The sequence below is a fragment of the Sulfitobacter sp. HNIBRBA3233 genome (genome assembly GCF_040149665.1).
Taxonomy (GTDB): Bacteria; Pseudomonadota; Alphaproteobacteria; order Rhodobacterales; family Rhodobacteraceae; genus Sulfitobacter; species Sulfitobacter marinivivus.
Genome location: NZ_JBEFLP010000002.1, coordinates 314,633 through 326,560 on the forward strand (window position 1 = coordinate 314,633; position 11,928 = coordinate 326,560).

8 protein-coding genes are annotated in these 11,928 nt (G+C 64.8%); 2 read left to right on the forward strand and 6 right to left on the reverse strand.

The genetic code is table 11. From position 1 onward, the window contains the following. The first annotated feature begins 360 nt into the window (after nucleotides 1-360). Nucleotides 361-1,020, forward strand: a complete 660-nt coding sequence (locus tag ABMC89_RS14765; protein WP_349569248.1) for an ABC transporter ATP-binding protein — start codon at nucleotides 361-363, stop codon at nucleotides 1,018-1,020. Continuing rightward, nucleotides 998-2,710 carry a capsule biosynthesis protein gene (locus ABMC89_RS14770; protein ID WP_349569250.1) on the forward strand — a complete coding sequence of 571 codons (1,713 nt, stop codon included), beginning with the start codon at nucleotides 998-1,000 and terminating at the stop codon, nucleotides 2,708-2,710. Before ABMC89_RS14765 ends, ABMC89_RS14770 begins: the two co-directional genes overlap by 23 nt. 129 nt (nucleotides 2,711-2,839) lie before the next feature. Here the strand turns inward: ABMC89_RS14770 and mdoH are convergent, their stop codons facing one another. The 6 genes from mdoH to ABMC89_RS14800 all read right to left on the reverse strand — a co-directional run bounded on the left by mdoH (nucleotide 2,840) and on the right by ABMC89_RS14800 (nucleotide 11,913). Further along, nucleotides 2,840-4,738 carry a glucans biosynthesis glucosyltransferase MdoH gene (gene mdoH / locus ABMC89_RS14775; protein WP_349569252.1) on the reverse strand — a complete coding sequence of 633 codons (1,899 nt, stop codon included), beginning with the start codon at nucleotides 4,736-4,738 and terminating at the stop codon, nucleotides 2,840-2,842. Next, nucleotides 4,735-6,255: an OpgD/OpgG family glucan biosynthesis protein gene (locus ABMC89_RS14780; protein WP_439655669.1), complete on the reverse strand. Its 1,521-nt coding sequence runs from the start codon at nucleotides 6,253-6,255 to the stop codon at nucleotides 4,735-4,737. Before ABMC89_RS14780 ends, mdoH begins: the two co-directional genes overlap by 4 nt. After that, nucleotides 6,255-7,484: an OpgC family protein gene (locus ABMC89_RS14785; RefSeq protein ID WP_349569256.1), complete on the reverse strand. Its 1,230-nt coding sequence runs from the start codon at nucleotides 7,482-7,484 to the stop codon at nucleotides 6,255-6,257. Before ABMC89_RS14785 ends, ABMC89_RS14780 begins: the two co-directional genes overlap by 1 nt. 43 nt (nucleotides 7,485-7,527) lie before the next feature. Further along, on the reverse strand, nucleotides 7,528-8,880 hold the full coding sequence (locus ABMC89_RS14790; protein WP_349569258.1) for a tetratricopeptide repeat protein: 1,353 nt from the start codon (nucleotides 8,878-8,880) through the stop codon (nucleotides 7,528-7,530). Between the two features lie 215 nt (nucleotides 8,881-9,095). After that, nucleotides 9,096-10,307, reverse strand: coding sequence for a CaiB/BaiF CoA transferase family protein (locus ABMC89_RS14795; RefSeq protein ID WP_349569260.1), 1,212 nt, complete (start codon nucleotides 10,305-10,307; stop codon nucleotides 9,096-9,098). Beyond that, entirely contained in the window at nucleotides 10,294-11,913 is a 1,620-nt protein-coding gene (locus ABMC89_RS14800) for a thiamine pyrophosphate-binding protein (protein WP_349569262.1), read from the reverse strand. Before ABMC89_RS14800 ends, ABMC89_RS14795 begins: the two co-directional genes overlap by 14 nt. Between the last annotated feature and the right edge of the window lie 15 nt (nucleotides 11,914-11,928).

Genomic DNA, 11,928 nt, shown 5'->3' on the forward strand with positions numbered 1-11,928 from the left:
CGGCCTTTCCAAGGGCCACGGGGAAGGCGGGCACCGGCTGCTCGCCTTTCCCCTGCACCATCAGGGGCGCCGCTTGCGTAGGGATTTGGCGCGCTGGGCGACGGGCCGGCTCGCTTCCGGCGAAGCCGCGCGAAAGGCCGGGGCAGGCACGCCGCGTCCTGCCGCCGCCGACCCGCATCCAACCGGCGCGAAGGGCCAGTTCGGATGCCCCCGCAAAGCCGCGCGTTTCGCGCTTCTGCGTGTTGTACATTTGTTTCCGATTGAGACATAATATGGTCAAGATCGGCTGATAGTAGGGTGGTTCAATCCCCCGAAGAGGGGCATTTTCTTACCCGCAAGCCGAACCGGAGCAGGCGCGCAATGCTGGAATTTCGCAACGTTTCCAAGTCCTTCTGGACTGGCACGCAACACAAGGTCATTCTTGACCAGGTGTCTTTCCGCGTGGAGTTGGGCAATTCCCTGGGCATCCTAGCCCCGAACGGCACGGGCAAGACGACCCTGATCAACATGATGGCCGGCCTTGAGAAGCCCGACGACGGAGAGATCGTGCGCGATTGCAAGATCTCCTTCCCGCTGGGGTTCATGGGCGGGGTGGTGTCGAAGGTCTCCGCGATGGAGAACGCGCGCTACATCGCGCGCCTCTACGGTCTGGACCCCGACTATGTCGAAAGCTTCTGCCGCTGGCTGTGTGGGCTCGGCGAATATTTCGACCAGCCCGTCGGCACCTATTCTTCCGGGATGCGGTCGCGGTTTTCTTTCGCGCTGTTGCTCGCCCTCGATTTCGATATGTATCTGATCGACGAGGGGATGCCGGCGACCACGGATGTGGAATTCAATAGAAAGGCAGGCGAAATCCTGCAGGAACGGCTGCGTACGACGACGATCATCATCGTCTCGCACCAGCCCGAAACGCTAGAGAAATTTGCGCGCTCGGCGGCGGTTCTGATGAACGGCCAGCTGAACGTCTTCGATAGCTTGGAAGAAGCGAAACGGCTCTATGACTACCAAACCCAAAGCTAGAAAGTTCCGCATCAAGCGCAGCCCGTCAGCAACGACGGAAGCCCCGACGCCCGCCGCCGAAGCGCCGGCCAAGCCCTCTGTCGCAGAAAGGCCGGCCAAGCCGCTGGTCACGCCCTCGCCGGCGGCGGATGCGAAAGCGCCCGAAGCCACCGAGAAGCCCGCCGCGCCGCAGCCCGAAAGCGCGGCCGCGAAGTCCGGCGATGTCGCTTCCGCGTCCGAAGTCAGCGGCGAGCTTGATATCGACGCGATCCGCCGCGAGGGGCTGACGGGGCGCCAGTTGCGCATGGCGCGCCGGGTGGCGCAAAAGCACGGGTTGCCCGCGACGTCGGATTTCGATGCGGTGCGCCTGTTGCGCGAACGCGGGATTGATCCGTTCCAGCGCTCCAACATGCTCGAACTCGTGGTGCCGCAGCAGGGCGAGGGCGAAACCCCCGGCCTGCCCGCGCGAAGCGGGGCGGACGGCAAGGGCAACGTTCAGCTGCCGCAGACCGTACCGATGGGCCGCGGCAACCTGCCATCCACGGAAACCGCCAGTCCGATGGAACGCCGGATGCGCGAGATTTCGGAAATTCAGCGCGACATCACGCAGCGCCGCCGCCGCAAGATGGGCCTGCTGATGGTGCGTCTGGCGTTCTTTGTGCTGATCCCGACCTTCATCGCGGGGTACTACTTCTACAAGATCGCGACACCCATGTACGCGACCGACAGCCAGTTCCTGATCATCCAGAACGAAGGCGGCGGTGGCCAGAGCCCGCTGGGCGGCCTTCTTCCCACACAGTTCGCTAACAGCGCCGACAGCATCGCCACACAGGCCTACCTGCAATCGAAGGACGCGATGCTGCGCCTCGACGAGGATGCCGGATTCAAAGCGCATTTCACCGATGAAAGCATCGACCCGATCCAGCGCCTGAACGCCAATCCGACCAATGAAGAGGCCTACAAGCTCTACAAGAAGAACATCAAGATCGGATATGATCCGACCGAGGGCGTGATCCGCATGGAAGTCATCGCCACTGATCCCGAGGTTGCCACTCAATTCTCCGAAAGACTGCTGAAATACGCCGAGGAGCGGGTCAACAACCTCAGCCAGCAGAAACGCGAGGACGGGATGCGCGACGCGCAGGCCGCCTACGAGACCGCGATGCGGAACAGGCGTGACGCGCAGCAGCGGCTGATCGAGCTTCAGGTGGCGAACGGGGTGGATCCCGAAGCGGTCATCGGTGCGATCCGGTCCCAGATCACCCAGTACGAGACGCTGTTGATCGAAAAGCAGCTCGAACTCGCCGCGCTGATGGACAACCCGCGCCCGAACCGCGCGAAGGTGGACGGTGTGCAGGGGGATGTGCGCCGGCTGGAGGCGCAGCTGGACCAGCTGAACGACAAGCTCAACAATGCAACCGCCGGGGAAAACTCGCTGGCGCGGCAGGCGGTGACGCTGCAACTGGCGCAGGCCGATCTGGTGAATGCGGATGCGAACATGCAGCTTGCCCAGACGGGGCTTGAGGCGGCGCGCACCGAAGCGGTGCGGCAGGTGCGCTATCTGACGGTCGCCGTGCGTCCCGTCCCCAGTGACGAGCCGAGCTATCCGCGCAAGTTCGAGAACACGATCCTCGCCTTCCTGATCTTCGGAGGGATTTATCTCATGCTGTCGCTGACGGCGTCGATCCTGCGCGAACAGGTCACGTCCTGATCCCTGCGGCTCTCGCGCTTCGCCTGTGAAAAACACCCGCCGGTCCTCCGGCGGGTGTTTCCATGTTTGCCGTGGGCATATGCGCGGCCCCTGCGAGGACACCCCGATAAGGGGTGGAGGAGCCCCCGCCTACTCTGCGGGCACGGGCTGCGAATGGGCCAGCGCCAGTGCCATGTGGTGCCGCTGCGCCATTGCGCGGCGCAGGATCGGCGGCTCGCGCAGCGTGTAGGGACTGTCGAGGCGCAGCATGGCGGGCAGGTGACGGGCGATATCGCGTCCCGACAGCGCCGAAAGCGGCACCGCCAGAACGAGACTGGCAACGATCGGCACCAGCCACAGTGAAATCAGCCCGGCAAAAAGCCCCGCCAGAAGCACCAGGCCCAGTGCGGTTTCGACCCAGTGAAAGCCCAAGAGCGTGCGCAGGCTGTGCTGGCGGGCGTCCCGCGCCTGCGGTGCCCATGCCTCGGGCGCGCGGGTCATCGTGCGCAGCACCGCCTTGGTCTGCTGGATCATCATGATCGGGGCATAGGCGATGGACAGCGCCACCTCGACAAGAACCCCGCCCAGAAACGCCCGGCTGCCCCCGAAAACCCGTGCCGCGCGCGGCGTCGCGGCAATAATCGCAGCCCCCGCGATCTTTGGCGTCAGCAGCAGCGCGTACATGATGACCAGAAACACCGCGCTGTCGATGTGGCTCATCGCGGGGGGCCAGTCGGGAAACAGCGGATTGGTCTCGTTGAAATAGCGGATGACGTTGGTTTCGTGATCCTTGCCCAGCAGCGCCCAGACGATCAGCAGAAAGAACCACGCCGGGCTCAGAAGATAGCTGACCGCGCCGTGGAACAGGTGGAACCGCGACACCGGATGCAGGCCCGCTGTGCCCAGCAGACGCAGGTGTTGCAGGTTGCCGCGGCACCAGCGGCGGTCGCGGATCACATAGTCGATGAGCGTTGCCGGGGTCTCTTCGAAGCTGCCGGTGACGCGCGGCAGGAACCGCACACCCCATCCGGCGCGCCGCAGCAGGCCCGCCTCGACGAAATCGTGGCTCAGGATCAGATCCTCGCGCCCGTCACGACCGTGCAGATGCGGCAGCATCGCCGATTCCGCGAAGGCGCGTGTGCGGATGATCGCGTTGTGACCCCAGTAGTTGCCTTCGGTCCGGGCCCAGGTGGCCAGACCTTCCGCCAGAAGCCACCCGTAGGCGATGTTCGAAAACTGCTGCAGGCGCGCGAAAACCGTCCGCGCGCCGATCAGCATCGGGAAGGTCTGAATGAGGCCTGCATCCGGGTCCGTCGAGAGTTCGGATGCCAGACGCTCGATGGCGCGCCCGGTCATCAGGCTGTCGGCATCCAGCACGACCATCCCTTCGAAGGCCCCGCCCCAGCGGCGGGTCCAGTCGGCGATATTGCCGACCTTCTTGTCCGTGTTCTCGGCCCTGCGCCGGTAATATACCGCGATCCCGGCAGGGGCCTCGCGCTTGAGGGTGGTGAAGGCCTGCCATTCCTGAGCGGCGATCTCCTCGTCGCGGGTGTCTGACAGGATGAACAAGGCGTAGCGGTGCGGCGCGGGACGGGTCACCAGATCGGCCAGCATCGCGGCGGCGTTCCCGAAAACGTCGCGTGGCACCTCGTTGTAGATCGGGACCAGCAGCGCCGTGTCTATGCCTGCCACCTGCGCGGGCGGGCGGTCATCGGCCCCCGCACGGGCCAGCAGACCGGCAATGGCGACCGCAACGGTACTGACCGACAGGGCAACCCAGACGAAGGTCGCGCCGATCATCGTCAGCAACATCCATTCCAGCCCCGTCATCCCGTCCCGTGCAAGCCAGCTGAACAGGCCGAACATCAACAGTCCGGTCCCGATCATCGCGGGCAGAAATGTCGCCAGCCGCCAGAAAAAGCCGCTGCGCGCGGGGGCCGCGTGGGGCGAGCTGCGCCGCTCGGGCGCACGCGCCAGCACCTGTGGTTCCGCAGCCAGCGGGGAGAGGGGCGGCATATCTTCGCGCAGGGGAGGGGTGCTATCGCTCACGCAGGGGTCCATCGGTACAGCCAGATTTCGCTTAAAGGGGCATCGCCGACGCGCAGCTGGGCACGGAATTCCGCAAACGCCGCGTCGTCAGGATGGAAGGTAAACGCAAGACGCGGGCCGTTGGTTTCAGGGTTGCGCTGCAAAATCGGCGCAGCGATCCGCCCGTGGCTGTTGCGCAGGGTGACCTCGATGGCATCCATATCCTCGGGCATCGCATCACCGTTCTCGAAATCGATCACGATCACCAGCCCGCCCTCCATCCGGCCCCCCATCGCGCTGCGCAACACCGGCAAGAGCGGTGTGGCGGGCGCGGGATCGGCCGCCCAGTCCAGCGCGTAGCGCAGGCGTTGCTCGCCGCCTGCCGGGATCGGCGTGGCGGGCTGCCAGAAGGCGACGATATTGTCGTAGATCTCCAGATCGGCGGGGATCTCGACAAGGGTCACCGCACCGGCACCCCAGTCGCCGCGCGGGGTGATCCACGCAGAGGGACGGTTGTGGTAAAGGGCTTCGAGATCGTTGAACGCACCGAAGTCGCGCTTGCGCTGCATCAGGCCGAAGCCCTTCGGCGAGGTATCGGCAAAGGCGCTGATTTGCAGGGTTCTGGGATTGGCGAGCGGTCGCCAAAGCACTTCGCCCGCGCCGTTGTGGATCAGCAGCCCGTCGCTGTCGTGCACATTGGGCCGGAAGTCCGAGAACCGGTCGCGCATCGTCGCATCGAACAGGAACATCGAGGTCAGCGGCGCGATCCCGATATTGTCCAATGCCTCGCGGGCAAAGATCGTGGCGTCGATTTCCATCCGCAGGCGTTCACCGGGTGTGATCTCGAAGCGGTAGGCCCCGGTGCAGCTGGGGCTGTCCATCAGCGCGTGGACCACCACGGCGGCATCCGTCCGACCGGGTTTCTCGATCCAGAATGCGGTAAAGTCGGGAAACTCCTCGCCCATGGGGTCGCCGGTCTTGATCGCAAGACCGCGCGCCGACAGCCCGTAGGTTTCACCGGTGCCGATACCGCGGAAATAGCTGGCTCCCTGAAACACGGCATATTCGGTATATTTGCCGTCCCGCAGCAGATCGCCGCGCAGGCGCAGGCCCGAATACCCCATGGCGTCGTTCAGGGGCAGGTCGGGAAACTGGTCCGTGTGGTCGAACGCCTCCATGTCGAACAGGACCGGTGCGGCCATGTTGTCGCTGACAGTGTGGATTTCGACAGCCCGCGGGAAATAGAGGCCGGGGGGAAAGACATCCACCTCGACCGGGCCGCCCGAACCGGCCCAGAGCGCATTGCGCGTGTCGAACCAGATCTGGCGATAGGTGTCGTATTCCATATCCTGCCACTCCGGCGGGATCGTCGGGCGGGGGGTATATTCAGACGCCGCCAGCGCACGGGCACGGCGCAGCACGGTCTGGTCGTTGAACGGCTCCGCAGCGCCGGTCCGGAGCGGCGCATCGCCTGCCATAGCGATCCGGGGGGCAAGCGTGAGGGCGGCGAGCGCCTTTAGAACATCGCGGCGCAGCATCAGGCGGGCTTTCTCTTCCAGGGGGCGGATTTGAACCAGCCCGCGCCATAGGCGGTCGCGACAAGGACAAGCGCGCCACCGAAGTTGACCAACCAGACGGTCGCTATCTCACGTCCGGCAAGGTCCATGACAAAGCCCATCACCCGCGCCGTGAACATCGAGACCACGAACACCGCCAGCGACTGCTGCCCGACCTTGAGGACCACGCGCAGGACCACCTCCCACGCCCGCGCGAATGCGCCATCCCCGCGCGGCAGCAGATTGTCGCCGCGGTCACCGGCGATCACCCACGCCAGATAGGCCAGCGACAGGAAATGCAGATAACGGAACACCCCGAAATCGGTCTTGTCGATCAGGGGCAGCATGGCAAGCCGCGCCTGAATGACCGGGTTCTCGCCATCGGTGGCGAAGAACCAGTCACGCTCGACCGCGCGCACACCGATATTGCTGAGCGGGATGTTCGCGATCACGACCGCCGCCGCGAGACAGACCAGAAGCATCGAGACAGGCGGTTTCGGCAGCCAGCCGCGCATGAACGCAAAGCCGGTGAAGAAGATCAGCTGCCACGCGAACGGATTGAAGAACCATTTGCGGTCCGACCACGGTTCGGCCGGGAAAGAAAGATGCGCCGGACCCAGTAGCCAGTCCTGCGCCCCGAGCCAGACAAGACCCATGAAGACGAAAACCAGTCCCACGTTTACACGGGCCAGCGCCATGACGATCGGCATCATCGCAAGCACAACCATATACATCGGCAGGATATCGAAATAGTTCGGCACATAGCTTAGCGTGAACAGCCCGACGAGCGGCGCGGCGGGATCTTCGAAGAATTTCCACAGGTTCAGCGAGCCGATATAGGTCTTGTCATATCCGCCGTAGAGATCGATCGCCGCCAACAGCGCGGCCGTTGCGAAGAACAGCGCGATATGCGCCCAGTAGACCTGCCAGATCCGGAAGGCGACCCGTGCGGTTCCCATCACCCAACCGGCCTTCTGAAACGCGCCGCCAAAGGCGATGGCCGACGCCATGCCCGAGCAGAAGACGAAGATTTCGGTCGCGTCGGAAAAGCCCCAGCGGGCGGGAATCCATAGGGTCAGGAAGTTCCCCGGCGTGTGGGCGATGAGGATGATGAACATCGCGATGCCGCGGAAGAAATCGAGCCGCAGATCGCGGGCGCGGGTCGTGGCATTCGCAGCAGCCGCGACCGACGCCTTGGCGGGCAGGGGCATTGTATCAGGTGTAGCAAGCGTCATTTGGGAGACAGGGTCCGGTCTATTGCGCGGGAATGCGGCGCGCGCGGTTCAGCTGTTCGAACCGGGTGGTCGCGAATCGGTCGAAGCGACCGCCGCGCAGGTAAAGCCGGTCCTTCAGGATCGTCTCTGTGGCGTCATAGCGCCCGGCGCGCAAGCCCGCATCGATGGTCATACGTTCAAATACGTCGCGCTGGGCATGGCTGCCGCCGATGGTCTGCATGGCGGGCCGTGCGTGGGCAAGATTTCGGAATGCCTCGTCGTAGCGTCCTTCGGAAAATGCGTTCAGTCCGGCCAGTGCAGCCTGTCCCGGATGATCGACGCGCGAGGGCATCTCGCCCGGTTTCGCGGCGTCGCGGGCAAAGCGCGCGGTCATCGCCTCGCGGGCCGGTCCGCGCGCGGCACCGACGAGGGCCAGCATGTAATGCAGGTCCGCGAAGACAAGGCAGCCATCCTCGACCCGCGCCTCGGAAAGATCGGCCAGTTCCTCCCAGCGCCTGCCCACGTCGACCCCTTCGAGCTCCAGCCGCATCAGCAGCGATGTCGCGTTCGAGATGTCGCGGTAGTCATCGGTCTTGTCCGCGCGGATCTGCGCGTCGTAAAGACCGAGGACAACGTCCGTCTGGCCCAGATCCATGTGCAACAGCGCCTTGTGCCACCAGACGTGATAGCGAAAGTTGTTCGCGCCAAACCATGCGGAAAAATGATCTTCGATCAGCGCGATGCCGTCCTGCGACCGGGCGGTCATGTCGTGGACGTGCGCCACGGCATGCAGCCCCCAGGCATCGTCCTGCGCATAGGTCAAACCCTCCAGACCGGTCCGTTCGGCCTGGCTGTAGTCGCCGGTCTCTTCGAGGCTGAAGGCGTGACACCCCAGAAGATAGCCCCGGCAGGCATGGTCCGGGCCATGCGCCAGAAGGACCCGTTCGACCGAGCGCCGCATCCCGTGGCTGTCACCGATCATGAAGCGGATCCCGTGGCTGAGCTTGGCCGACAAGGTATCCTCTGGCCAGCGGCTCAGGATCTTTTCGATCTCGCCGATGGCCGCGCTGGGGCGCCCGTGCAGCCAATGCTCGAGCGCCTTGATCCAGCCAGTCTCGCGGGGCGTGAGCGATTGCAGTTGCGCCAGCGATTGCGCCTTGGCCAATGCGCCCCTTGCCGGTGCGATCACCTCTGCGCGGCCTGTCATCAGGCAGAACAATCCGCGCGCCGCGTGGCCCATGGCAAACTCAGGCTCCGCGTCCATCACTCGCCCGAGGTATTCGGGTGTGCGGGTGCCGTGGCTCAGAAGGGCGTGAATCACGCCGTTCCAGTCGCGCAGCGCGGCGTCTGTCGTCAGGGTGACGGGGCAAAAGCAGATGTCGGTCTTGGTCACGGCTGACCCCTTCAAAAGGACTGTCGGAAGGGCATCGCCTGTGCCCGTCTTACCCGAAAGCTACCGCATGCCAGGGGCCCGACAAACGCTGCCGGGCCTGCTCACACGCCAATGTGAAAGGAATAAGCCGTTTCGTGAGGGCATGTACCGGCGCACGTCACGGCAACGTGAAAATAAGCGCCAATCTGCCATAATTCGCCGATAGGTTGAGCAGATTATTGCTCTTCTGAATGTTTGTTGTGCACCCATGTTTCAAGAACCTCGTCGGTATCCTGTCCGAACCTCGGGGGTGGGCGGCGGAATGTGACGGGTGTGGCCGAGAATTTTAGCGGATTGCCGAGAAGGCTCAGCTCGGCGGTATCGAAGCCTGTGGCCGCGACCTGCCTGACCGCGCCCCGTGCGCTGGCCTGTTCACTGGTCAGCGACTCCGCGATTGTATTGATCGGACCGGCGGGGATCTTGGCCGCGGACAGGGCATTGATGATATCGGCCTTGGTCCAGCGGCGCAGGGGCGGGCGGATCAGCTCCATCAGCGCGTCGCGGTTTTCAATTCGCGAAAGATTGGTCGTGAAACGCGGGTCCGACGCGCAGTCCGGCAAGCCGATGACATCACAGAACCGCGCGAATTGCGCGTCATTGCCGACCGCAAGCAGGAAGTGGCCGTCTGCGGTCTCGAACGTGTCGTAGGGCACGATGTTGGGATGCGCATTGCCGCGCCGTTCCGGCGCGTCGCCGGAGGTCAGGAAATTCAGGCCCTCGTTGATCAGCCACGCCATCGAGGCATCGACCAGTGCCAGATCGATATGCTGCCCTTCGCCGGTGCGGTCGCGGTGGCGCAGCGCGGCAAGGATGCCGATGGTCGCGTACATGCCGCACATGACATCCGCGATTCCGACGCCCACCTTCATCGGCGCACCTTTGGGATCGCCGGTGATCGACATGATGCCCCCGAAACCCTGCGCCATCAGATCATAGCCCGGCTTATCGCGGTTGGGGCCGGTTTGCCCGTAGCCGGAAATCGAACAATAGACGAGATCGGGGTGGATCGCGCGCAGGCTTGCGTGGTCCAGCCCGTATTTCTTCAGCCCGTCGGGCTTGTAGTTCTCAATCACCACATCGGCGCGTGCGGCAAGCGCGCGGATCGTCGCCTGTCCTTCCTCGGTCGAGATGTCGACCGCGATAGAGCGCTTGTTGCGGTTCGAGGACATGAAATAGGCAGAGAGGTCAGACCGCGTGCCATCGGCGTTGCGCGCATAGTTCGGACCCCAGCCGCGCGTGTCGTCGCCGCCTGTCTTGGGGTTTTCCACCTTGATCACCGTGGCCCCCAGATCGCCCAGCATCTGCGTGGCCGTAGGCCCGGCCAGAATGCGGCTGAGGTCGAGAACGAAAAGCCCGTCGAGCGCTCCGGGGGTGTCAGATGCGTCCATCGTAGCTTCCTTTCTCTATTTCACAGGCGATCACGGTGAACGTGTCGCTTTGGAGGGCGTCTTCAAGCGCGGTTTCCAGTTCTGCACGGCTGCGCACGCGGTGTCCGCCGCCGCCGAAAGCCCGCCCGATGGCCGCGAATTCATGCTGGCCAAAGTCGACCGCGGCATTGCGCAGCTGTCGCTGGCGTTGTTTCAGCTCGATCAGCGCCAGCGAGGCATCGACGAACACCACGAAAATCGGTGCGAGGCCCAGCTCCCGCGCGGTCGAAAGCTCTCCGGCGATCATCAGGAACCCGGCATCGCCGGAAAAGGAAACGACCGTCCGGTCGGGCGCGCAAAGCGCGCTGCCGATGGCGAGCGGTACGGCGCAGCCCATCGTGCACAGCGCCGAAGACTGCAACAGCCCGCGCGGCTGTGTGCAGGTCCACATCTGGCTGAGCAATATCCGGTGCGCGCCGCTGTCGGCGGTGGCGATGGTGTCACGCGGCAGGAGGCGTCGGCAGGTGTCGATCACTGCCGCAGGCCCCCACGCGTCATCGGTCGGAAAGGCCGCGGCAAGCGCCGCCCTAAGCGCTGCCACCTCGCCTCCGGGCCAGGTCGCGCGGGCAGTGACCCCGTCACCGATGGCCGCAAGGCTTGCCGCGCAATCTGCCGTGACCGGCAATGTTGCCTGATGCATGTAGTGGTGGTTCGGCGCGGCGGTGATGTCGATCACGCGGGTCTCGCGCGGATCCCAGACATCGCGCCAGCCCGGTCGCATCTCGATCGGGTCATAGCCCACGCAAAGGACCAGATCGGCGGACCGCACGAAGGGCAGCAGCACCTCGTCCGCGCGCGGCGACAACCCCGCCGCCCCGAGCGCAAGCGGGTGCGTCTCGTCCAGAAGGCCCTTGGCCTTGTAGCTGGTGATCACCGGGATACCGAAGCGTTCGGCAAATTCCGTGATGGCCGTGCCCGCGTTTTCGTTCATCGCATCGACGCCGGCGATGATCACGGGGCGGCGTGCGTCGCCCAGCCAGTCGCGCGCGGACCGAAGCGCGTCGCCGGCGGGGGCGGTCGGCCCGCTGTCGGCCCGTCGCGCGGGCTGGATCGCGCGCACGGCAGTATCCGCGACCGTGATCGGTACATCGATATGGACGGGGCCGGGGCGGCCCTCCCGCGCGATGGCCACGGCCTTGTCGGCGATCACATGGGCCGCGCCCGCTGTGAAGCGAAAGCTGGCCTTGGTGATCGGGCGCAGCACCGCCTGCTGGTCGAGTACTTGGTGGGTATATGTTTGCGCCTCGTGGTCATCGACACAGCCCGACAGCACGATCAGCGGCACGCGGTCCTGTTCGGCGTTGGCGATGGCGTTCACCCCGTTGAGGATCCCCGGACCCAGCGTCGCCACAAGGATGCCGGGCGCACCGGTCTGGTGCCAGGCCGCTTCGGCCATGAAACCCGCCGCATTTTCGTGTTTGCACAGGATGAACCGGATGCCCGCCGCCTCCAGCGCGTCAACCAGCGTCAGGACTTCTCCGCCGGGCATGCCGAAGGCGTATCTGCATCCCGCATCGTAAAGACGAATGGCAAGGGCATCGGACGCGCGGATCGTGGATGGGGACATCGGACACTCCCAATG